The 22158-nt window shown below is 56.3% G+C and carries 19 protein-coding genes; 9 read left to right on the top strand and 10 right to left on the bottom strand.

Features of this window, described 5'->3' with window-relative positions:
* Nucleotides 1-7 precede the first annotated feature (7 nt).
* From cheY1 to EKM04_RS09185, 3 genes are read right to left on the bottom strand one after another with little or no spacing between them, the layout of a single operon-like run.
* On the bottom strand, nucleotides 8-373 hold the full coding sequence (gene cheY1, locus EKM04_RS09195) for a chemotaxis response regulator CheY1 (RefSeq protein WP_113493831.1): 366 nt from the start codon (nucleotides 371-373) through the stop codon (nucleotides 8-10).
* Nucleotides 370-669, bottom strand: a complete 300-nt coding sequence (locus EKM04_RS09190) for an STAS domain-containing protein (protein ID WP_183894017.1) — start codon at nucleotides 667-669, stop codon at nucleotides 370-372. The genes cheY1 and EKM04_RS09190 overlap by 4 nt, the downstream gene beginning before the upstream one ends.
* The gene (locus tag EKM04_RS09185) at nucleotides 669-2264 is read right to left on the bottom strand and encodes a methyl-accepting chemotaxis protein (RefSeq protein ID WP_234910877.1); all 1596 of its coding nucleotides are present in this window, start codon (nucleotides 2262-2264) and stop codon (nucleotides 669-671) included. Before EKM04_RS09185 ends, EKM04_RS09190 begins: the two co-directional genes overlap by 1 nt.
* Nucleotides 2265-3255: 991 nt before the next feature.
* Between EKM04_RS09185 and EKM04_RS09180 the strand changes: the two genes are divergently transcribed.
* The 7 genes from EKM04_RS09180 (at nucleotide 3256) to EKM04_RS09150 (ending at nucleotide 11331) form a co-directional block, all read left to right on the top strand.
* Complete coding sequence (locus tag EKM04_RS09180) at nucleotides 3256-6174, top strand: monovalent cation/H+ antiporter subunit A (RefSeq protein WP_183894012.1); 2919 nt, start codon at nucleotides 3256-3258, stop codon at nucleotides 6172-6174.
* Nucleotides 6174-6509: a Na+/H+ antiporter subunit C gene (locus EKM04_RS09175; protein WP_174152066.1), complete on the top strand. Its 336-nt coding sequence runs from the start codon at nucleotides 6174-6176 to the stop codon at nucleotides 6507-6509. Before EKM04_RS09180 ends, EKM04_RS09175 begins: the two co-directional genes overlap by 1 nt.
* Nucleotides 6506-8152: a monovalent cation/H+ antiporter subunit D gene (locus tag EKM04_RS09170; protein WP_183894010.1), complete on the top strand. Its 1647-nt coding sequence runs from the start codon at nucleotides 6506-6508 to the stop codon at nucleotides 8150-8152. Before EKM04_RS09175 ends, EKM04_RS09170 begins: the two co-directional genes overlap by 4 nt.
* Nucleotides 8149-8637 (top strand): Na+/H+ antiporter subunit E, encoded by a 489-nt coding sequence (locus EKM04_RS09165; RefSeq protein ID WP_183894008.1) that lies wholly within the window; start codon nucleotides 8149-8151, stop codon nucleotides 8635-8637. The genes EKM04_RS09170 and EKM04_RS09165 overlap by 4 nt, the downstream gene beginning before the upstream one ends.
* Nucleotides 8634-8915: a K+/H+ antiporter subunit F gene (locus EKM04_RS09160; RefSeq protein WP_174152063.1), complete on the top strand. Its 282-nt coding sequence runs from the start codon at nucleotides 8634-8636 to the stop codon at nucleotides 8913-8915. Before EKM04_RS09165 ends, EKM04_RS09160 begins: the two co-directional genes overlap by 4 nt.
* Nucleotides 8912-9256 carry a monovalent cation/H(+) antiporter subunit G gene (gene mnhG / locus EKM04_RS09155; RefSeq protein ID WP_174152062.1) on the top strand — a complete coding sequence of 115 codons (345 nt, stop codon included), beginning with the start codon at nucleotides 8912-8914 and terminating at the stop codon, nucleotides 9254-9256. The genes EKM04_RS09160 and mnhG overlap by 4 nt, the downstream gene beginning before the upstream one ends.
* A gap of 230 nt (nucleotides 9257-9486) precedes the next feature.
* On the top strand, nucleotides 9487-11331 hold the full coding sequence (locus EKM04_RS09150; RefSeq protein WP_183894006.1) for a methyl-accepting chemotaxis protein: 1845 nt from the start codon (nucleotides 9487-9489) through the stop codon (nucleotides 11329-11331).
* A 62-nt stretch (nucleotides 11332-11393) separates the two neighbouring features.
* Here the strand turns inward: EKM04_RS09150 and EKM04_RS09145 are convergent, their stop codons facing one another.
* Nucleotides 11394-14903, bottom strand: coding sequence for a PAS domain-containing hybrid sensor histidine kinase/response regulator (locus tag EKM04_RS09145; protein ID WP_183894004.1), 3510 nt, complete (start codon nucleotides 14901-14903; stop codon nucleotides 11394-11396).
* A gap of 212 nt (nucleotides 14904-15115) precedes the next feature.
* Between EKM04_RS09145 and mscL the strand changes: the two genes are divergently transcribed.
* Both mscL and EKM04_RS09135 read left to right on the top strand, forming a co-directional pair.
* The gene (gene mscL / locus EKM04_RS09140) at nucleotides 15116-15559 is read left to right on the top strand and encodes a large conductance mechanosensitive channel protein MscL (RefSeq protein ID WP_174152059.1); all 444 of its coding nucleotides are present in this window, start codon (nucleotides 15116-15118) and stop codon (nucleotides 15557-15559) included.
* A gap of 94 nt (nucleotides 15560-15653) precedes the next feature.
* Nucleotides 15654-16826: a pyridoxal phosphate-dependent aminotransferase gene (locus EKM04_RS09135; protein ID WP_183894002.1), complete on the top strand. Its 1173-nt coding sequence runs from the start codon at nucleotides 15654-15656 to the stop codon at nucleotides 16824-16826.
* 92 nt (nucleotides 16827-16918) lie between these two features.
* On the opposite strand, the gene EKM04_RS09130 is transcribed toward EKM04_RS09135, so the two are convergent.
* The 6 genes from EKM04_RS09130 to motA all read right to left on the bottom strand — a co-directional run bounded on the left by EKM04_RS09130 (nucleotide 16919) and on the right by motA (nucleotide 22087).
* Nucleotides 16919-17368, bottom strand: a complete 450-nt coding sequence (locus EKM04_RS09130; RefSeq protein WP_183894000.1) for a BspJ family T4SS effector nucleomodulin — start codon at nucleotides 17366-17368, stop codon at nucleotides 16919-16921.
* Between the two features lie 5 nt (nucleotides 17369-17373).
* Entirely contained in the window at nucleotides 17374-18456 is a 1083-nt protein-coding gene (gene flhB, locus EKM04_RS09125; protein ID WP_174152056.1) for a flagellar biosynthesis protein FlhB, read from the bottom strand.
* A 124-nt stretch (nucleotides 18457-18580) separates the two neighbouring features.
* Nucleotides 18581-19624, bottom strand: coding sequence for a flagellar motor switch protein FliG (gene fliG, locus EKM04_RS09120; RefSeq protein ID WP_174152055.1), 1044 nt, complete (start codon nucleotides 19622-19624; stop codon nucleotides 18581-18583).
* Nucleotides 19625-19651: 27 nt separating this feature from the next.
* Nucleotides 19652-20191 carry a flagellar motor switch protein FliN gene (fliN, locus tag EKM04_RS09115; RefSeq protein WP_174152054.1) on the bottom strand — a complete coding sequence of 180 codons (540 nt, stop codon included), beginning with the start codon at nucleotides 20189-20191 and terminating at the stop codon, nucleotides 19652-19654.
* Nucleotides 20192-20258: 67 nt separating this feature from the next.
* Nucleotides 20259-21218, bottom strand: coding sequence for a FliM/FliN family flagellar motor switch protein (locus tag EKM04_RS09110; RefSeq protein WP_412762948.1), 960 nt, complete (start codon nucleotides 21216-21218; stop codon nucleotides 20259-20261).
* Nucleotides 21215-22087, bottom strand: coding sequence for a flagellar motor stator protein MotA (motA, locus tag EKM04_RS09105; protein ID WP_174152052.1), 873 nt, complete (start codon nucleotides 22085-22087; stop codon nucleotides 21215-21217). Before motA ends, EKM04_RS09110 begins: the two co-directional genes overlap by 4 nt.
* Nucleotides 22088-22158: the final 71 nt, after the last annotated feature.

The following is a 22158-nucleotide window of genomic DNA, read 5'->3' as shown; positions in this document are numbered from 1 at the left end:
TCCCGTATCAAGCAGTTACGCGTTCAATGGCATCGATCAGCTTTACAGGATCGAACGGCTTGACAATCCAGCCGGTCGCACCTGCCTGGCGGGCACGATTTTTCTTTTCAGCATCGCTTTCCGTCGTCAGGACAAGGATGGGGATCGCACGATATTTCTCATTGCGACGAACACCCTCGATAAAGCCGAAACCATCGAGACGCGGCATGTTGATGTCGGTGACGATAACATCGGGCTCGCAGCCTTCGAGCACTTCAAGACCTTCGATGCCGTCTTCAGCCTGGATCGTTTCAAACCCGGCATTGTTCAGCGTCAAAAGCAGCATATTACGGATCGTCCTGGAATCGTCGACCGTCAGAACCTTCTTCTTCATTTCTGCATCTCCTTCGGGAGCATATGATCGATGTCCACGCCGATCAGTTTAAGAGTTTTGTCAAAGGCGTCCGATGCCTTTGCAAAGGTGAATGACTTGCCATCGGCTTCCCAAGCCTTGATGCCAGCCATCAAGACCTGGGCGCATTGCACGCCCACGCGCTCGACCTCGGAGGCATCCACCGCAAGCGGGGCACCCCTCAATTCCATCAGCTTTCCGTGCAGGACGGATGCCTGATTGAGGTCCAGCACCGGTGACAATTTTAATGCCGGTTGCGCTGCTTTCCTGCTTGCCATCAAATCACTCCTTGGCGTCTGAATTGTTGGTGCACGTAGCCATACTCCACGCGATCTTCACGCGTGGTTGCCACGTTGTCTTGTGTGTGTCTGATGATCGGCTCTGCCGCAGATTGCATCTGGCGCGCGATGCGGAACTCCCGCACGGTACGACCCAGTTCCAGAATGACCGTGTGCAAATCGTCGGCCTCACCGGCCGCCGATGTCAAACGGATAGCGGAACGCTCCGCGTCAGAACCGATGGAACCGAGTTCAATCGCAACGGTCTGCAAGCTGGTAACGTTTTCGTCCGTACGGCGTGCAACATCGCCAATCATGTCGCTGACCCCGGAAACCTGGCGGACAACACCGTCAATGGCTTCCTGCGTGCGATTGACCATGCGAACGCCTGCATCCACCTGCGTTTTTGTGCCGTTGACGAGATTTTTGATTTCACGCGCCGCATCTGCCGAACGCTGAGCCAAAGCGCGCACTTCCTGAGCGACGACGGCAAAGCCGCGACCGCTTTCGCCCGCACGTGCGGCTTCGATGCCAGCGTTCAGCGCCAGCAGATTTGTCTGGAATGCAATTTCATCGATCGAGCCGATGATGCGACCGATCTGTTCCGCCGATTGTTCGATACCGGCCATGGCATTGATCGCCTCACCAACAGCCGTTCCGCTTTCCGTGGCGGCGTTACGAGCCTGCGAGACCGCCGTGTCGGCAGCAGCAATACGCTCGCTGCTGGAGCGAACGTCGTCCATGATCACACCCAAAGTGTCGGATGCGCTGGTCAATCTTAGCGCCTGCTGCGACGATGCAGATGCCATCGTCCGGCCCTCGCCCGCCAACCGCTCGGTTGCTGTATGTGCCTGATGTATCCCAGCCTGAGCCGATGCCAACGACGCTTCGATCTTCTCCAGCGCCCCGTTGAAGGCGTCGGCAAGATCACGATAATTATCTGGAATATCGCCGCTGATCCGTACCGTCAGATCGCCGGCCGCAAAGGCGGCCAATGCATCACCGAGGAGACGCTTGGCGTCTGCCTGATCCTCTTCGCGCTGCTTGGCCAGTTCCTGGGTATGGCGCAGGCGCAATTCGTTGAAGCGCAACGAAACCGCGATTTCAGTATCGACCATGACCAGCCGCACCACAGCCTTGACGGCTTCAGCCAATTCGCGCTGACGCTTGCGGTTGCCGGGCAAAAGTGTGCGAGGCGCATGGTCGGCAATCAAACCGCCGAGAAGATTTTCCAGCACCACGGCATGACCGGCGATGTGCCAGCGTGGGTCGAGCCCCATGCGGCTTTCGGTATCGGACAGGACCTTGATGCGCTCCGCGTAGACCGCGTCGAACCGGGCGTCCGTCATCACGCTCCAATGAGCAGTCTGGAGGTCGTGCAGCCGGTCGAGCTGGTTTTCACTTTCAAAGGATGGGGAACAGTCAGGCATGGACTGGAAGCGGACCATCAGATCGCGCAGGCCAGCCTTCACATGGGGTTCGAGCATGACGCGGTAGCGGCGCAACAGATCGCACTGGTCCTGATCCAGACCGGCAAAACGCAGACGGCCGCCCAGGCTGCTGCCCGTGGCCTTTCTCGTTTGATCTGTTGGCAATTCCTGCCCCAAGCGACGTCCCCAATAGCTACGCCGGTGGTAACCGGCTCATGACCGATTGAGAATGTCAGTATCCGGGTGGATATTTCACGAATCCGCGCACGACGAATCGTGGCAAGATGACGCTGCTGAGCCTTCTGCAATCAAAGAGAATACCGGATCGACCCGGTACGGCAGCGCGGCGTCATGCCTGGAAGGAGATTTTTCAAATCTCCGTTCCGCCGTGAAATACGTCCAATCTTTATGGTTAATTCCTTGCCCGAAAGTTAAGAACCAATACATAAACCAACAAATACTAAAATTTGCTGTATAATTCGGCCTTGCCACGTTTTTTCCTTACAGCGACCAGTCTCAGACGTCACATTTTTTTGGAAGGATATCCTTATTTTAGGCTTTCCACGCTGGACAATGGCGATACCATTCCCCTAAAAACACAGTGGATATCCACTTTTCTGGTGATGTTTTAACAAAACGCTGACGACGATTGAGGAGACACGATTTTGCCATGGATGGGGAAAAACCGCTGGACCCCGCGTTATTCCAAAAGGCTGATCGGTGTTTTTGCAGCTGGCATGCTTGTCTTCATCGGAATTCAGGCGAGCGTCAGCGTTGCCCTTACAGCAAAACTCCATCGACTTGAATCGTCTCAACGACCTCAGGCAGCCACATCGCTGGCGCACAACGCAACCAGTGCACAGCGCCATGATTCAGCACTCTGGACGTCTTACGCTCGGTCAGTGGATCACGATTTTGTTGATCCATTTTTACCGAACATAGCACTGGTATCAGGCGACATGAACGACCAGATCGGTGCAGAAGACATGCAATTCGGTGGGCATGGTCTTCGTCTCACCGGGACGGTCTCACCCCGCGGGCCACCCCGAGGAATTTCATAACCGTCGTGGCCAGTTATCTCCGTACTTGACGGAGTTGGCGAAGTTGACGGGCACAGAAACTGTCACATCTTAACGCCAGAAAATTGCCATTGTACATGAGTCTTGAAGCCCTCCTTCCCATTCTGATTGCCCTCCCCTTCATCGGCAGCATTGTGACTGCGATGATGCCGAGAGATGGCGCTGCCCGTGCGCCTGTGCTGGTTGCCGGCGGCATCGCCCTCTTCAGCCTCGTGACGACCATCCTGCTCTACAGCAGCGTCAAGGGCGGTGCAGTTCTCAAATACGATGTAGAGTGGCTTCCACAGCTTGGTCTGAATTTTACGCTCCGGCTGGACGCATTTGCGTGGATGTTCACGGTACTGGTCACCGGCATCGGTTTTCTGGTGGTGCTCTACGCACGCTATTACATGTCTTCGGACGACCCTATTCCACGCTTTTTCGCGTTCTTCCTGTCCTTCATGGGCTCGATGCTGGGAATTGTTCTATCCGGAAACGTGATTTTACTGTCAATCTTCTGGGAAATGACAAGCATCTTCTCATTTTTGCTGATCGGATACTGGCACCACAATGCCACAGCCCGCGATGGCGCACGTATGGCGCTCACCGTCACCGGTATCGGCGGCTTCTGCCTTCTGGCAGGGCTTTTGATCCTCGGTCATATGGCGGGCAGCTACGATCTGGATGACATCATCGCCAAGGGAGGCGATATCAGAGCGCACTCGCTCTATGTTCCCGCACTTGTCCTCATCCTCATCGGCGCACTGACGAAGAGCGCGCAATTCCCGTTCCACTTCTGGCTCCCCAATGCCATGGCGGCGCCGACACCGGTGTCCGCCTATCTGCACTCCGCCACTATGGTGAAAGCTGGCGTGTTTCTACTGGCGAGGCTGTGGCCGGTTCTGGCGGGAACACCGGAATGGTTCTGGCTGCTCGGTTTCTGCGGTATCATCACCCTGCTGCTCGGTGCTTACTTCGCCATGTTCCAGCAGGATCTGAAGGGACTTCTCGCATACTCCACCATCAGCCATCTGGGCCTGATCACTACGCTTCTCAGCCTCGGCAGTCCACTCGCTGCTGTTGCCGCCATCTTCCACATGATGAACCATGCCACCTTCAAGGCATCGCTTTTCATGGCAGCCGGCATCATCGACCATGAAACCGGCACACGGGATATGCGGCGCTTGAGCGGCCTCTATCCGTTTTTACCAGCAACTGCCACGCTCGCAATGGCGGCGAGCGCGGCCATGGCCGGTGTTCCGCTCTTCAACGGCTTTCTGTCAAAGGAGATGTTCTTTGCCGAATCCGTGGAAACCCATGCAGATTCCCTGCTGGACAAGGCACTTCCCTATGTCGCGACCTTATCGGGCGCCTTTGCCGTGGCCTATTCGCTGCGCTTCATCCACACGGTGTTCTTCGGACCGCCGCCACATGATATTCCCAACCCCAAGCCCCATGAACCGCCGCGCTGGATGCGATTTCCCATCGAGTTTCTGGTGCTGGCCTGCCTGATCGTCGGCGTCGTGCCGAGCCTGTCCATCGGTCCCTTCCTGCATTCGGCGGTCCTGTCGGTGCTTGGACCTCAGACCCCGGTCTATAGCCTGTCGATCTGGCACGGTTTTAACCTTCCACTGATCATGAGCTTGATGGCATTCGTGGGTGGCGTTGCAATCTACGCTTTGCTGGGTGGTTATTTCGCGCGCTGCGATGATGGTCCACCGTTCTTCCGGCATCTGCGCGGGCAACGTATTTTCGAGCGGGTCATGGTGACCGTTTCCTGGAAATGGGCGCGCTGGGCTGAAAGCAGGCTGGGGACACGCCGTTTGCAACCGCAACTGCGCATGCTGATATTGGTGGCGCTGGTTGCCGGTTTTTCACCGCTCGCATCGTCCAATTTCTCGTTGACACTTCCCGCTGTGACAACTTTTGATCCGATTTTCGCCATTCTATGGGGCATCGGGATGATTGCCGCCATGGGTGCCGCATGGCAGGCGAAATATCACCGCCTGGCTGCCCTCGTCATGCTGGGCGTATCAGGTCTTGTCACCTGCCTCACCTTCGTGTGGCTTTCAGCACCCGATCTGGCCATCACGCAGTTGCTGGTCGAAATCGTGACGCTCGTTCTCATTCTGCTGGGCCTGCGCTGGCTACCCAAACGTATGGTCAAGGTCGACAACAACAACGAACTGCCGTCCCAGCTTCGTCGCGGGCGCGATTTTCTGCTTGCCGTCTTTTGCGGTATCGGCATGAGCATCATCGCTTTTGCCGTCATGACGCTGCCCGTGCCCAACACCATCGCCAACTACTTCCTCGATAAAGCCTATAGCGAGGGTGGCGGAAGGAATGTTGTCAACGTCATTCTGGTCGATTTCCGTGGATTCGATACCATGGGTGAGATCGCGGTTCTCGCGATCGTCGGTCTCACTGTGTTCTCGCTGCTGCGTCGTTTCCGTCCTGCTCAGGAAAGCATCGGTCTGCCGGAACAACAGCTTATTCAAAATGCGTTCGATGCCGACAGCCCGGAACGCAGCAAAGGTGACACGGTTCGCGATTATCTGCTGGTCCCTTCTGTTATCATGCAGTGGATGTTCCCTGTCATCGTGACCTTCTCGATCTACCTGTTCATAAGGGGCCATGATCTTCCGGGCGGTGGCTTCTCGGCAGGGATCACCATGGCTGTTGCGTTTCTTCTGCAATATCTGGCCGGTGGGACCCGCTGGGCGGAAGACCGCATCCGCATTCTGCCGTTGCGCTGGATGGGGTTCGGTCTGTTGATGTCGGCAGCAACGGGCATGGGGTCTTGGCTCCTCGGATACCCGTTCCTCACATCCTATTTTCAATACACTGACATTCCCTACATCGGCAAAATGCCGACAGCGACCGCGCTGCTGTTCGACCTTGGCGTTTTCGCCCTCGTCGTCGGTGCGACGGTCCTTATTCTGATAGCATTGGCGCACCAATCGCTGCGTAACTATAAAATACGTGTGCCTGACGCCTCAAAAGCGGAGGAGGCGTAATGGAACTCATTCTTGCCCTGGGGATCGGTGTGATGACCGGATCTGGTGTCTGGCTCATCCTGCGTCCCCGCACCTATCAGGTCATCATCGGTCTTTCGCTTCTGTCCTACGCCGTCAACCTCTTCATCTTCGGCGTTGGCGGCATCAAAACGAATGCACCGCCCTTGCTGCTTGAGGGTGTCATCACGTCGACCTTGGCGGATCCCGTTCCGCAAGCACTCGTGCTGACAGCCATCGTCATCGGCTTTGCAACGACCGCACTCTTTCTCGTCGTCCTCCTGGCAGCACGCGGACTGACCGGCACTGACCATGTCGACGGGAGGGAAACGAAGTGAATTCCTTTCCCGCTCACATCGTCGTTGCGCCGATATTGGTGCCGCTGATGACTGGCGCCATCCTGCTGTTCATCGACGAGCGCAAGCGCTCCACGAAAGCCGCCGTCAGCCTCATCTCGACCTTCATTCTGCTGGCGGTTGCCGTCACCCTGTTCATCGAGGTCAATTCGACGATCAACACGGAAGTTGCTGCCGTCATTTCGACCGGCGTCTATCTTCTCGGCAACTGGCCTGCGCCCTTCGGTATCGTGCTGGTCGCGGACCGGCTTTCCGGCCTTATGGTACTGCTGATGGCGCTGCTCGCCATTCCCTCACTCATCTACTCGCTGGCGAAGTGGCACAAAGCAGGTGCGCATTTCCATTCACTTTTTCATCTGATGCTGATGGGCGTGAACGGCGCATTCCTGACCGGCGATCTGTTCAACCTGTTTGTCTTCTTCGAGGTCATGCTGGCAGCCTCCTATGGCCTCCTATTGCACGGCTCCGGGCCGTTGCGCGTCAAGGCCGGCCTGCATTACATCGCCATAAATCTTGTTGCGGCCCTGTTTTTCCTGATCGGCGTCAGCCTCATCTATGGCGTCACCGGCACCCTCAACATGGGTGATCTGGCACAGCGCATTGCAGGTCTCAACCCGGATCAGCGCATGCTGCTGGAAACCGGCGCGGCCGTGCTTGGCGTAGCCTTCCTGGTCAAGGCCGGCATGTGGCCTTTGAATTTCTGGCTACCCACGGCCTACACCGCCGCATCGGCACCTGTAGCCGCCATTTTCGCCATCATGAGCAAGGTTGGAATCTACATCATCGCGCGCCTGTCCTTCCTCCTGTTCGGAGAGACGGCGGGCGCTTCGGCGGGTTTCGGTCATGATGCGCTTCTGGTCGGCGGCATCGCCACCATCGTGTTCGGCACCATCGGGGTGCTAGCCTCACAGGCGCTTGGCCGCCTTGCCGGCTTTTCTGTTCTCGTGTCCTCGGGAACGCTTCTGGCTGCGATGGGAACGGGCAATCCCCTTGTTGCCTCCGGTGCGCTGTATTACCTCATCAGTTCGACACTGACGACCAGCGCCTTTTTCATGCTGATCGAACTCGTCGAGCGCGGGCAGGACGCCGGTGCCAACGTTTTGGCTGTGACGATGGAAGCTTACGGCGAAGGTGAAGAGGACGAAGAAGAAGACGAGGTCGGCGTTACCATGCCCGGCACCATGGCGGTGCTCGGCGTCTGTTTCGCAGCCTGTGGTATTCTTCTGGCTGGCCTGCCACCATTATCCGGCTTCATCGCCAAGTTCTCGATGCTATCTGCCATCCTCAATCCATCAGGATTGGGCGCCAACGATACGGTCTCGACGCTCTCGTGGTGGCTCGTCTTCCTCATCGTCTTCTCGGGCTTGGCCGCGCTGATTTCCATGACGCGCGCCGGTATTCGTACCTTCTGGGGGTCACTTGAAGGGACTGTACCGCGTGTTCTCGTCATTGAAATCGCGCCTGTCCTGATGCTGTTGGCCTTAACGTTGGCAATGACCATCGCAGCCGGTCCCGTCATGAGGTACCTGCAGGAAACGGCACGTATCGGCAGTCTTCCCGAAAGCTATATTCAAGGCGTGATGTCTGCTCCGAGGGCCGATAACGGTCAGGGGTCAGCGCCATGATCACCCGTATCCTGCCCTATCCGCTGCTGACACTTTCGCTCATCTTCTTCTGGCTGACGATCAATGGCTTCTCGACTGGTCATCTGTTGCTGGGTACCATCGTCGCCATCTTGGCGTCCTGGGCCATGGCGTCCCTGCGCCCACCGAAACCGCGCATTCGAAACTGGCATCTGCTGGTGAAGCTGACGTTCATCGTCCTTTACGATATCATCCGCTCCAACATCACGGTTGCAGCGATCATCCTGTTCCGGCGCGATCGAAAGATACGCTCGGGCTTCCTGACGCTGCCTCTTGAACTCCGAGACCCGATGGGGCTTTCGATTCTGGCCGTGGTGCTCACAGCAGCACCCGGAAGCGCCTGGCTTGAGTATAATTCGTCTCAAGGCACGCTTTTGATCCACGTATTGGACGAAATGAATGAGGCCTATTGGCATAACCTCATCAAAGGCCGTTATGAAAAATTGCTGATGGAGATATTCGAATGAGTTCGGTTATCCTTTTCTGGTCGTTCTCGATCGCCCAGTTGTTTCTTGCAATCGCCATGGCGCTATCCGTCTATCGCATCGCCATCGGCCCGCGCGCGCAGGACCGGGTCCTCGGCGTCGATACGCTTTATGTCAGCGCCATGCTGTTGGTTCTGCTGTTTGGGCTTCGCACCGGCAACGACGTCTATTTCACCGCCGCCCTGCTGATCGCTATTCTAGGATTCGTATCGACCGTGGCACTTTCAAAATTCATGATGCGTGGAGAGGTGATCGAATGAACAGCGCCGCCGAATTCCCCCTCTGGGCCGCCATCCTCGTCGCCTTTTTCGTTCTGCTTGGTTCATCCCTCACGCTCATCGGAACGATCGGCTTTGCCAAGTTGCAGAGCTTCTATGAACGCCTGCACGCCCCAACTCTTGGCACCAGCTGGGGAACAGGCGGCATCGTCATCGCATCGGTCATCTATTTTTCGGTGTCAGGCGAACGCCCGGTGTTTCAGGAAATCTTCATCGGTATTTTCATGACCGTCACCACGCCTGTTTCTTTAATGCTATTGGGCCGTGCCGCCCTTTACCGCGACCGTGCCGAGCAGGATCCGAACAGTCGTCAAAGCCTTTGAGGCGAATTCAAAATAACACCTTTACTCTGCACTGACAGGAAGCAGCATCTGTTCCTGACTGATCAAAATGTCAGCCTTAAAGAAGCAAGAATACAATTATTTCAATATTTAGTACCAATAAGTCAATTTCACCGCGAAATCACACAAAATATTGACGCACAAACACGTTCCGTGAATTTTAACTTTTTTTCTGCATTGTGGCAAAATTCAGTATTTCTCGGGGACATAGTATGACGAGTTTCTTTTCGAGATCGATAGTTGTTCAGATGGTTTGTCTGACTATCGCGCTTATTTTTCTTGGCATTTTTGCCGTTGGTACTTCGACCTACATCCGTCTGAAGCAAGACGTGATGGAGAGCGCACTCATGGACACGCGTCGTGCTGTCAGAAGCATGGCTATTCTCTATGAGATGAAAGTCGGTGGTGCGACGGTTGCTATCGAAAATGGCGATTTGAAATCTGTCAGCAGACCCAGCATCGGAACGCTGCTTGATTTCGACCTCGTGGATCGTACAGGTACCGCCAATGGTGGTGTTGCCACCGTCTTCCAGACCCAGGGCACCGATTACACGCGTATCTCGACCAACGTAAAAAACGAGAAGGGCGAACGCGCTGTCGGCACCAAACTTGCGCTTGATCATCCTGCCTATGCCAAAATGGCAAAGGGCGAGTCCTACTTTGGACAAGCGAGGCTTTTTGGCACGGACTACATGACGGGCTATCTTCCCGTCCTCAACAAGTCCGGCAACACGGTCGGGATTCTCTTCGTTGGCGTTCCGATGGCCGTTTACCAGTCTCATATCGACGGATTGCGTAACATCGTGCTGTGTTGCGGCGTTGGCGTCATGGTCGTGTTCGGTCTGCTCGGCTACTTCGCCATCAACCGGTCGCTCCGCCCCCTCGGCCTGCTGACGAATGCGGTCAAGTCGTTGTCGGAAGGCAAGCTTGACACCGATATTCCCTACACCGAACGTAAAAATGAGTTTGGTAACATCGCACGTGCACTGGAAGTCTTCCGCGACAACGCGCACGAAAAGCTGGTCATGGAAGGCCGCAGCGTCGAGGAACGGGCCGAGGCTGAGGCTGAACGTAACCGCAACGACGCTGAAAAGCGGGAAACGGACCGCCAGATCGATTATGCGGTCAACCAGCTTGCTGGTGGTCTTGCCCGTCTTTCTCAGGGTGACCTGACGCAGACGATCGATACGCCGTTCTCCGGTCGCCTGGAACAGTTGCGCTCGGACTTCAACAACTCGCTTGCCAATCTGAAAGACGTTCTGGCGCAAATCCGCGATAGAACGCTTGTGATCCAGACCAATGGCATGGAGATGCGCGAATCTTCCAACGACTTGTCGCGGCGCACGGAATCACAGGCTGCCTCACTGGAACAGACCGCAGCCGCTGTTGAGGAAATCACTGTTACCGTAAAATCCTCTGCCGAACGTGCCCGTGAAGCAAATCAGGCGGTTCGCATCACGCAAAAGAGTGCCGATAGCTCTGGCTCAGTGGTCAAGAACGCCATCGACGCGATGGGCCGTATCGAAGATGCTTCCAAGAAGATCGAGCAGATCATCGAGGTCATCGACGACATCGCCTTCCAGACCAACCTTCTGGCGTTGAATGCCGGTATCGAGGCTGCGCGTGCCGGTGAAGCTGGCAAGGGCTTTGCCGTTGTGGCGCAGGAAGTTCGCGAGCTTGCCCAGCGTTCGGCCGATGCCGCCCGCGAAATCAAAACGCTGATCAACCAGTCCACCAACGAAGTCGGCACAGGCGCTCATCTGGTACAGGAAGCAGGACAGGTTCTGTCGGACATCAGCCAGCAGATCGTCGTCGTCAGCAAGCACGTTGAAACCATCGCAACGGCAACGGCCGACCAGTCGTCCGCGCTTCAGGAAGTCAATGGCTCCGTCAATCAGATGGACCAGATGACCCAGCAGAACGCCGCTATGGCGGAAGAGTCCAGCGCGGCGACCCAGATGCTATCGGAAGAGGTCGAAGCTCTGCTTGGACTGGTCCAACGCTTCCAGATCGGCCAGCCAAACCAGCAGCAGGCCCGCTACGACCGCGCTGCATAAGCCTCTCACTGATTGCTCAATAGACTTGAAAGGCCGCCCGATGACGGGCGGCCTTTTTCGCTTTACTCTGCCGCTGCCCGCGTCACGCTGAACACCTGGTTGATGTAGGCGCGAAGAGCTGCCGGCCGGACAGGCTTATGCTGCACGGCAATCCCCTCTTTTTCCGCCTGCATCCGGACGTCCGGCGTGCGGTCGGCGGTGATGAGCAGCGCAGGAATATCTCTCTGATACATGCGTCGGAGCCGAAGCACCGCATTTACGCCATCGCCATCGTCAAGATGATAATCGGCGATGATCATATCTGGAGGCTCGGTGTGGCGCGCCGCTCTCTCATCGATCGAGGCAAGCGAGGCTGCCTGTTGCACCTCACACCCCCAACCGGACATCAACAGGGCCATGCCTTCCAATATCTTCGGTTCATTGTCGATGCACAGGATACGAAAGCCCCTCATTTGCTGCGCAATCGCTCGCGGGGCATTGCGCTCCAAGATCTTTGATTGACGACCATGGATAAGCTCGCGCGGCAGGTGAACGCGAAACGTCGTGCCTTTGCCCTGAACGGACGACAGGTGGACGGGGTGATGCAGAATGCGTGACAGGCGGTCCACAATCGACAGGCCCAAGCCAAGCCCTGCCGCCGTCTTTGCCCCTTCGTCAAGCCGCGCAAACTCCTTGAAGATGGTGCGGAACTTGGAGGACGGAATACCGATGCCGGAATCCGACACCTGAATGACCGCCTCCTTCCCACGGCGACGGACGCCGACAACGACCTTACCGGTCACCGTATATTTGATGGCATTGGATACGAGGTTCTGAACGAGCCGTCGCAGCAGATTGATATCGGATTTTACCGTCAGAGATGTGGGCATGACGATGAGTTCGAGGTTCCTTTCCCGCGCCATCGGCGCAAAATCCGTCTCGATGCGTTTGAACAGATCAGTCAGCGCTACGGACGCCACACGTGGCTTCATCGAGCCGGTATCGAGACGGGATATGTCGAGAACCGCGCCGAGAATGGTTTCCACCGATTCCAGTGCGGAGTCGATATTCTGGACGAGAGAGCCGTTTTCAGACGCCCCGACCCGCTCGACAAGCGCCGACGAGTACAGCCGGGCAGCATTCAGGGGCTGAAGAATATCGTGACCCGCTGCGGCAAAAAAACGGGTCTTGCCGATATTGGCATCATCAGCTGCCGCACGCGCTTCGGCCAACTCACGGTTTACACGTGTCAATTCGCCGGTCCGTTCCTCCACACGTTGCTCCAGCGTTTCATTGGCCTGCTTGAGCGCTTGGTCGCTGGCCACACGCTGGGTGATATCGGTGAAGGTGGCGACAATACCCTTGTCCGGCATGGCGTTGGAGCGCACTTCGATAATGCGTGCACCACCCGCCAACACAAGCGAAAACGGCATGTCCATCGTCAGAAACAGATCTATGGTGTGCGCCTGCTGGCCCGCCGCGATATCACCACGCTCCTCCAGCATGGCCACGATCTCGTTGAGCGGCAGTCCTACCCTCCCGAACTGCTCCGGCAGATCGAGCAGGGTGCGGAAGCGCCGGTTCCAGATGGTCAGTTGCTGGGAGCTGTCGAATACGGCGATGCCCTGGTCCATTTGCGCCAGCGCGGTTTGAAGCATGTCCTGATTATATTGCAGCGCTTCGCTGGCCTGATCCAGCAGCCAGACAGTGTCGGCGCTGGTATCTTCTGCCTTTTGCAGGATCAGCGACAATACCAACCGCGCCGAGGACGAGCCGATGGCGCTGCCCAACAATTGTTCGGAAAAATGGATGAGCGCCATGTCCGCCGGTTGATCGTCCTCCAGCTTTCGGCCCGCCGTCTTTTCGTAAGCCGACAGCGAGCGCAACATCCTTTCTTCGCCGAGATAGCGCGCAACGGCCGTCTTCAGATCGCCCACACTGACACGCGTTTTCCAGCCACGGGTCGCAAATTGCGATTTGGAATGCCGTTTGACGAAAATGCCGGACTGGATGCGCTCCACCGGACGCGGATTACGCGACAGAGATCCAAGCACAAATGCGGCGCAATTGATCAGCAGACTGAGTGTGACGGCATTGACAAGCGGATCGGCGCCTGGACCGTTGAACAGTGTCGTTCCGGGGAACAGGAAGCTCAAGACAGTGGCCGCAATATGGGAGTTATCAGGCCCGCCAAGACTCGGGAGAAAGAGGAGATAGCCCCAGATGAGGAAGCCTGAACTCAAGCCTGCTATGGCACCACGCGCATTGGCACGACGCCATATGAGCCCGCCCAACAGTGACGGTGCCATTTGCGCAATGGCTGCAAAGGCCAGCAGGCCGATCGATGCGAGGCCAGACGCGCTGTCTGCCGCGCGATAATAGGCATAGCCAAGCAAAAGAACCGCAAAAATCGCAGTGCGGCGTATGTTGAGCAGGGTCTTGGCAAAATCATCGCGATGCGACGAGCGATGTAACAATTTCTGCCGCAGGAAAATCGGCATCAGAATGTCGTTCGACACCATGATGGACAAGGCGACAGAGGCAACGATGACCATGGCCGTCGCCGCCGAAAAGCCGCCAATAAAGGTGATAAGCGACACCACCGGCATCTGGTTGACCAAGGGTAATTGCAGCACATAAAGGTCGGCGTCGCCATTGCCACCCAGCGTCAGCAGACCGGCAATGGCAATCGGCAATACGAAGATGTTGATGGCAATGAGGTAGAGCGGAAACAGCAGCCCCGCCATGCGCAACTCGTTCGGCGTGCGGTTCTCCACCACTGTGACGTGGAACTGGCGCGGTAAAAGGATGATGGCGAAAGCCGAGAGCAGCGTCAGCACGATCCAACGGCTGATCGGCGTCTGGTAGGACATGGCCTGCATGACCTGGGTGTTCTGCGACGCCAGTCGCCAGAGCTGCGCTGGACCATCGAACAGGAAGAAGACAACATAGACGCCCGCCGTGCAGATCGCCACCAGCTTCACCACTGATTCCATGGATATGGCGAGGATCAGCCCGTCCTGATGCTCAGTCGCATCGGTATGGCGCGTTCCGAAAATGACCGCAAACCCGGCCATGACAACCGTCACCAGCAGGGGCAGATCAAGAAAATAGAGGTTACCGCTACCAATGCCGTAATCGCTCGGGTCCACCATGGCAGCGACCGAGTTGGACACGGATTTAAGCTGCAAGGCGATATAGGGGATGGCGCCCACCAGCGCGATGATCGATACCAGCGTCGCCACCGTTGGGTTCTTGCCGTACCGGGCGGCGATGAAGTCGGCAACGGATGTCAGCTTCTCGGCTTTCGCCAGTTCCACGATCCGCCGAAGGATGGGCATCCCGAGCGTGAAGGCAAGGATCGGGCCGGTGTAGATACCAAGAAACTCCAGCCCGCGTTCGGATGCCAGCCCAACGCCGCCAAAGTAAGTCCAGGAGGTGCAGTAGATCGCAAGGCTCAGCGCATAGACGACGGGCCTGCCCTTTTTAGTGGCTGACTTCTGACGGCTCTTGGCATCGCCATAGGTAGCTACCGCAAACAGCAGCAGAATATAGGCAAACGCCGATCCGAATATGACCCAGCCCGGAAGCACTTGACGGTTCTCTCCCTCATCCTCGCCCGCTTAAGCATAAGCCAGTTCCGGGAAAATGAGAATTGGCTTGGGAATAGGCATAAAGTTTATGGTAGCGGAACAAATTGTCTTTTTACGTCGTATATCTGCACATTCGAAAATTGGATGTTATTGTGTAATGGCCGTGCCGTACGCACCGGCTGAAAGAGGGCTTCAAAGAGGGGACGCCTGGAATGCTTAACGAGTTTAAAACGTTTATCGCCCGCGGCAATGTCATGGACCTGGCTGTGGGTGTCATCATTGGTGCTGCTTTCAGCAAGATCGTTGATTCGGTCGTCAAGGATCTGATCATGCCGTTGGTCGGCGCGATTTTTGGCGGGTTCGATTTTGCCAACTATTTCCTGCCGCTCAGCTCTGCGGTAACGGCACCGACGCTTGAGGCAGCCCGTGCGCAGGGCGCGGTCTTCGCCTATGGCAACTTCATCACCGTCGTCATCAACTTCCTCATCCTGGCATGGATCATTTTCCTCATGGTGAAGGGCGTGAACACGCTGCGCTCGTCGGTCGAGCGTCAGAAGGTCGAGGAAAAGAAAGAACCGGCGCCGCCACCGGAAGATGTCCGTCTTCTCACGGAAATTCGCGATCTGCTGAAAACTGCGGATACAACTCGCGTCTGATCCATCAGAAAAATCCGTGATATCTTCACCGAATATCATGCACAGCAGGCTTTTCATGCGCTAAGAAGGCACTCACACTGGAGTGCCTTTTTTCATGTCGATTCTGAAAAGTCTAAGTGCCCGCTCACTGGCTGCGCCTGAAAGTGGTATCGTTGAGGTCAAAAAATACGCTCAGGCGCGTGAAAATCTACTGCCGCTCTGGGTTGGCGAAGGAGACCTGCCAACGCCCGCGTTCATCGCACAAGCCGCCGCAGATGCGTTGACAGGTGGCGAGACGTTTTATACGTGGCAGCGCGGCATTCCCGAATTGCGCGACGCTCTCAGCCGCTATTACAAACGCCATTTTGCAGTCAATCTCTCATCTGACCATTTTTATGTTACCGGCTCCGGCATGCAGGCCATCGTCCTTGCCGTGCAGGCATTGACCTCGCCGGGTGATGAAATGATCTATCTGACCCCGACATGGCCGAACATCGTCGCGGCAATCGGCGTGGCTGGTGCCAAAGCTGTTCCCGTCGGCATCGATTTCACCAATGGCAAATGGGATATCGATATCGGCAAGCTGGAACAGGCAATTACGCCAAAGACGAAGGCGCTGTTCATCAATACGCCATCGAACCCGACCGGCTGGACCGCCACACTCGACAATTTGCGCGACATTCTCACGCTCGCCCGCAAGCATGATCTCTGGATCATCGCCGACGAGATTTACGCGCTTTACCACTATGCCGGAGGTCGCGCGCCTTCGTTCCTGGATATCAAGGAAGAGGACGATCGCATCATCTTCGCCAATTCGTTTTCCAAGAACTGGTCGATGACAGGCTGGCGCGTCGGTTGGCTGGCGGCACCGACGGAAATCGGTCAGGTCATCGAAAATCTCATTCAGTACTCCACATCGGGTGTGGCGCAGTTCATGCAGCGCGGCGCTGTTGCCGCACTCGATCACGGCGACGAGTTCATCAAACAGAATTTTGCCCGCGCCGCCAGATCGCGTGACATCTTGTGCGATGCGCTGATTGCCACCAATCGCGTCGAGACCCTGAAACCCGATGGAGCGCTCTACGCGTTTCTGAAGATCGACGGCGTTACCGATAGCCGCGCCGCTGCCTTCGATATCGTCGACAAGGTCGGCGTGGGTCTGGCTCCCGGGACCGCCTTTGGCGCGGGTGGCGAGCTGTTCCTGCGCGCCTGCTTCCTGCGCAACCCGGCGCAGATCGAGGACGCGGCAGACCGCTTGTCGGGCTATATTTTGAGCAAGCCATTCTGATACTGAGAAACGCCCGTCACCGAGGACCGCTTGCGATCCTCGGTGACGGCGTATCGATCATCTCAGATGTGAAGGGTCGTCGCGCGCAACGCCTAATGCGTGATTGTAGCTGCGGGAGTGTCGGTCGTGCGGTAGAAGGTTGCGTGTCGCAGACTATCGGCCAGAAACGCCGTATTTTCGTTCGGGTCGTTTGACGGATTCTGGAAATTGATGTGATTGATATTCACACCAGCCTGGTCCTTTCCCAGCATCAACTGCGCATAGATGGTCACGCCTTTCGGCTTGATTTCCAGATCCAGCGTGATTTCGGGATAGGTGTCCCAATCGAGCGAATAATCGCCGCCAATTCCAAAATAGACGGTACCCGGGTGGAAATAAAGTTCCGCAGCCGAATCCACGAGATCGGACAGGCTGCTGTAATACTCAAACTTCAACAGGGAGATGAGATCTCCCGCATCGATCAAACGAAGCTCGGCGGCCACTGGGCTAATCGCGCGAGCCAAAATTTCTTCTCTCTCAGCCGAATATGAGCACTTTTTCATACTGATCAGTTTACCCGTCTTTTGCTTTGGCGTGTGGCGTAAACCTTATGGATAAGTTCCGCGACTGCCTTATAAAATACTGACGGTATGACACTATCCACCGAGACTTGCGCAAACATGGAGCGGGCAAGCGGCGGGTCCTCAAAAATCGGAATTCCGTTCTCGGTGGCGATCTCTCTGATCCTGAGAGCGATCAGATCCTGGCCCTTGGCGACGACAATGGGCGCGTCGCTTTCTTCCTTTACATAGCGCAGGGCAACCGCATAGTGAGTCGGGTTGGTGATAATGAGTGTCGCACGCGGGACACCATCCATCATGCGGCGGCGAGCCCTGTCACGCGCGATCGAACGCTGACGAGCTTTCACGACCGGATCACCCTGCGATTGCTTGTGCTCGTCCTTGATTTCCTGCTTGGTCATGCGCAGGTCGCTGTGCCACTTATAATTGGTCCAGAAATAGTCAACCACGGCCAGAATGCCCGTGGAAAACAGAACGACAATCACCATTTTCTTCAGGATTTCATAGCCCGTCGTCATGATGCTGTGCGGGTCTACCATCAGGGCATTGAGAAGATTGTAGTAATCGCTCTTCAAAACCATGACCATGATGATCGCAACGACGACCACCTTGAACAGCGACTTGCCGAAATTGACCATGCCATTGACGCTGTAGATGCGCTGAAAGCCTTTAACGACCGATATTCGTGACGCCTGAGGGGTGATCCGGTCCAGAACGAACTGCGGCAGGTTCTGTGCGAAAGACTGCCCCAGACCGAAAATGATCAGCATGATCGCGGCGGGCATGAGGAGCGCGCTGGCTTCCTTGGCAAGGTGCAGCCCCAGCGACACCATGTCGGCGGCGGTGTTCATGCGCCATTGTTCGGGTCGCTCTATGATGTCTTTGAGCGTTTCGCCCAGTCTCTTGATACCATCAGGAACGAAGAAAACGAGATAGATGTAGAAAGCGAGCGTCGAAGCGAAGAGAGACGCTTCGTGCGATGAGGGGACATTGCCCTTCTCCACCGCATCGGTCATCTTCTTTTCTGTGGGTTCTTCTGTTTTACTGTCTTTGTCTTCGCCGTCTGACAAGACACGTCCCCTGCACAAAAAAGGCCCGCCGGAATCGGCAGGCCGTTATCGACAGGTTACAGAGGCCAACCTTTGCCCGCAACCCACCCGTCGCTACCACACAGGGTTATCAACCGGCGAGAGATCACGCCGCTGCGGCTTGCTCTGCCGGGGCGGCTTCCTTGAGCAGGATCTGGCCTGAATTGGCCAGGCGAATGGCTTCCTGCGCAACGGCGCGGCGGGCAATCGCCACTTCGCGGGTGTTGAGAGACGCGGTTGGCACGGCCAGGTCCGATTCGATCATGCGACGCTGGCGCGGGCTGATGCACGACAAGACACATTCCTTGATTTCCATCGTGGCGCCGCGAAGCGCCATGGTGAGAATGTCGGCGGAGACGTCGTTGAGCAGAAGAACACGGCTGCGCTGCGGCATGTAGAGAAGGTCTTCGAACAGGAAGATCTTTGGCTTGACCTTGTTGGCAGCTTCCTTGCTGAGGGTCTCGAGCGAGCTGAGCAGGGTATCGACCTGCGGCTTGTCGAGTTCGTTCATGAGGTCGGCGACCTTCGTCGAACCGGCTGCGTTGCGCTCCGCGTCGAGTTCCACGATCAGGTTCAAGACACGCTTTTCGATAATCTGCGTAGCGGCCGGACTGACTTCCTTCATGTTGACCGTACGGTTCATGATGTCGGCGCGCTGCTCGTCGGGAATGGTCAGAAGAACCTTTGCACCGAAAGACGATGGCAACATGGACAGGATATAGGCAATGGTCTGCGGGTGCTCGCGCATCAGGAACTTGCCGATGATCAATGGGTCTGCATCCTGCAGCTGGTCCCAGATCGATGTTTCATAGGACTGGAATGCCGCACGGCGACCGAGAAGGCCGTCGACCTCTTCCGGTGTCAATCCTTCTTCGAGAATGCTCTCGATGGCCTTGGCATTGTCCATGAGGCCAGTGCCTTCGGTAAACAGGTCTTCGAATTCAGCCACGATCACTGCGAGTTCATCGGGAGGAATGACCCGCAGCGTCTGGGCTGAATTGATGATGGTCTGCAACTCGGCCTGCGTGAAAAACTTGAGGAGTTTCCCGGCCACGCCTTTTCCCATCGCCAGAAGTACGGCGGCGGCCTTATCGGCCTGAGACAACGGTTTCCCTGCTAAAGGGTTACCGAAATCTTCAAAGTCCATCATGGTCTTTCCTCTCCGTCCCCACAGGGATTAGGCTTTCTTCGTACTCAAAACTTCGATCAGCTTCACGCCAAACCGTGTATCATCGTCTTCCAGAACGGTGATCTCGCCACGCGCAATGCATCGGCCATTCACCATGATTTCAACAGGCTCACCGATTCGACGCTCAAGCGCGATGGTCGCACCTTCTTCAAGTCCCATCAATCCGGAAACCAGCATGCGGCTGGTGCCCAGAACGATCTGCACATCGATGGGGATATCCATGATCAGATCGAGATTATCCGAAAGACCGCTGCCCAACGGCGATGGCGATCCCATGACCGGTTCGGCAGAGCCGAACTCGGACATTCCGAATGTATCCATGCCACCGCCGAAAGCAGCAAGATCGTTGCTTTCCGGTTCGGCTGCTGTCGAGCCGAAGTCGCCAAAATCGCCGAAGTCGGACAGCGATCCTTCCGAATCGCTCTTCAGCACACCGCGCAGATCGCCGATCGCCTGGTCCAGATCGGCTGGATCATTCAGCGACGCCATCAAGTCGTCTTCGGGTTTTGGTGTCTTTTTCGTAGCCATGCGCTAATTATTCCCTTTGAAACTTGCGTCAAGCTGCCCATGCCTCTTGGGGAGGCGCGTTCAGGATTTAACCCATCAAATGTCTGAGAATTTCGTCATCCGTGGAGACGTTATTCTTGACCCGAACCGTGTATCGATCGCCTGCGCGACCGAATTCGCAATTGTACATGTTGGCGCCATTGGCGCTGACCTCGACGCAGATGTCGTCCTGGCGGATATCGCGAAACGGAATGACATCGCCTTCCACCAGCCGCGAGATCGTCTTCAGTGTCAGGCTCTGCAAGCGGATTTTGGCTTCCAACGTGACCTGCGAGCGTTTCACCTGCTCGGAAATCATCTCCACCCATTCTTCCTGCTTCTTCATCGCCTGCGCCGATGGTTTTGGCGCGACGATCGTCGTCTTCAATAGGGTGCGCTGAGGAATGACCAGCACGAACTCGCTGGCGACCTTGCCGATCTCCACCTTCAGCCGAACGAGCATGCCGAATTGTGCGGCCATGGCCTCTTCGAAAGCACTCTTGCCATTACCGTTGAAAGGCGCATTGACCGTCGTCTCGAATCCGCCTTGCGCGTTGACGCCGGAGCGCAGCACGTCACCGATGCGGCCCATGACAAGTGCGGCAAGATCAAGCTCGATCTGCGACAGCGCCCGCACTTCAGCCTCAATAACCGTATCAGGGGCGGCACCCAGCATCCGCTCCATCAATGCCATGATGAAGGACGTGCTGGTCGCTATCATGAAGTTGGGGCACCAGTTGCGCAACGAGCAGTCTGCCACGGCAAAATCCTTGCCCAGCTTGCGAACAAGATCGGTCATCAGGCCTGATTCGCAGCCGACATAGTCGACCTCTATGGTGATGCCCGTCTCGCTGTGAAAGATATCGGGCAGAAAATTGCTGTACAGCTGGCCCATATCAGCACCAATCTTGGCAACTTTCTTGCTGTCGCCAAGGCCACCCGTCAACTTCGCGAGAAGTGCCGGTTCCATGGTCGTGACAGTGGTCTGGGCAATATTTGCCATCATCAAGCCGCCTTCTGGTCGCCACCCGGGTTCATCATTTCCTGCTCCACGGCATCGATGGACGGACGCTCATAGTTGGAAATGGTCTTGCGTCCGTATTCCAGCGCGACCTGCGGGACCGAGCCATTCATGTAGGCAAGCAAGGTCTGTTTCACGATGATGTAAAGACGGTGCTGCTTGGTGCGCACGATCTTTATCTGCGCCGACAGAGGATTACAGATGGAGTAGGACAGGATGATACCAAGCATGGTGCCAACGAGTGCAGCACCGATGAGGCCGCCCAGAACCGCAGGCGATTCGTTGATCTTGCCCATCGCTTTGATAACGCCGAGAACCGCGGCCACGATACCGATGGCGGGGAATGAATCGCCCATCGCGGTAATGGCGTGATAGGGCTTCATCTTGTCGTGCAGAATGGTTTCGATTTCTTCGTCCATCAGCGCCTCGATCTCGTGGCTGCGCGCATTGCCGATGATGATGAGGCGAACATAATCGCAGATGAAAGACGTGAGCTCCTTGTTTTTCAGAACCGATGGTGCGGTCTGGAAAATCGAGGATTCCTCCGGATTGTCGATATGAGCTTCGATCTCGTTGCGCGATTTCGTACGCAGATCGCGCATCAGCGAATAAAGGACACCCAGAACGTCCAGATAGTTCCGCTCTTTGGGGACGGCAAACTTGAATGCTTCGCCAAGTGCCTTACCGCTGTCCTTCACCACTTTCATGGGGTTGGCCATGATGAAGCCACCGATACCAGCGCCGCCGATGATGACAAGCTCGAATGGCTGGAACAGCACGTCCAAATGACCGCCCATGGCCATGTAACCGCCGATAATACAGCCGAAGGTAATCACTAATCCGATAAGAATGTTCATCTGAAGCTCGCGTCTGATGCCAATTTCGCATTTCAGGGATAGGTGACATGCCTTGTGCGAGGCTGGCTATC

Origin of the sequence: Rhizobium skierniewicense Ch11, assembly GCF_023757665.1 — a bacterium.
GTDB classification, from domain to species: Bacteria; Pseudomonadota; Alphaproteobacteria; order Rhizobiales; family Rhizobiaceae; genus Agrobacterium; species Agrobacterium skierniewicense.
Note: the sequence above shows the minus strand (reverse complement) of the source record. Positions and strands in the feature narration are given on the sequence as shown.

Bases quoted from the DNA above. Each gene is read 5' to 3' on its own strand.
- motA (WP_174152052.1), bottom strand. From the start codon at position 22,087: ATGAACATTCTTATCGGATTAGTGATTACCTTCGGCTGTATTATCGGC.
- cheY1 (WP_113493831.1), bottom strand. From the start codon at position 373: ATGAAGAAGAAGGTTCTGACGGTCGACGATTCCAGGACGATCCGTAAT.
- fliN (WP_174152054.1), bottom strand. From the start codon at position 20,191: ATGGCTACGAAAAAGACACCAAAACCCGAAGACGACTTGATGGCGTCG.
- EKM04_RS09190 (WP_183894017.1), bottom strand. From the start codon at position 669: ATGGCAAGCAGGAAAGCAGCGCAACCGGCATTAAAATTGTCACCGGTG.
- EKM04_RS09165 (WP_183894008.1), top strand. From the start codon at position 8,149: ATGATCACCCGTATCCTGCCCTATCCGCTGCTGACACTTTCGCTCATC.
- mscL (WP_174152059.1), top strand. From the start codon at position 15,116: ATGCTTAACGAGTTTAAAACGTTTATCGCCCGCGGCAATGTCATGGAC.
- EKM04_RS09180 (WP_183894012.1), top strand. From the start codon at position 3,256: ATGAGTCTTGAAGCCCTCCTTCCCATTCTGATTGCCCTCCCCTTCATC.
- EKM04_RS09135 (WP_183894002.1), top strand. From the start codon at position 15,654: ATGTCGATTCTGAAAAGTCTAAGTGCCCGCTCACTGGCTGCGCCTGAA.
- mnhG (WP_174152062.1), top strand. From the start codon at position 8,912: ATGAACAGCGCCGCCGAATTCCCCCTCTGGGCCGCCATCCTCGTCGCC.
- EKM04_RS09150 (WP_183894006.1), top strand. From the start codon at position 9,487: ATGACGAGTTTCTTTTCGAGATCGATAGTTGTTCAGATGGTTTGTCTG.
- EKM04_RS09160 (WP_174152063.1), top strand. From the start codon at position 8,634: ATGAGTTCGGTTATCCTTTTCTGGTCGTTCTCGATCGCCCAGTTGTTT.
- EKM04_RS09130 (WP_183894000.1), bottom strand. From the start codon at position 17,368: ATGAAAAAGTGCTCATATTCGGCTGAGAGAGAAGAAATTTTGGCTCGC.
- EKM04_RS09175 (WP_174152066.1), top strand. From the start codon at position 6,174: ATGGAACTCATTCTTGCCCTGGGGATCGGTGTGATGACCGGATCTGGT.
- fliG (WP_174152055.1), bottom strand. From the start codon at position 19,624: ATGATGGACTTTGAAGATTTCGGTAACCCTTTAGCAGGGAAACCGTTG.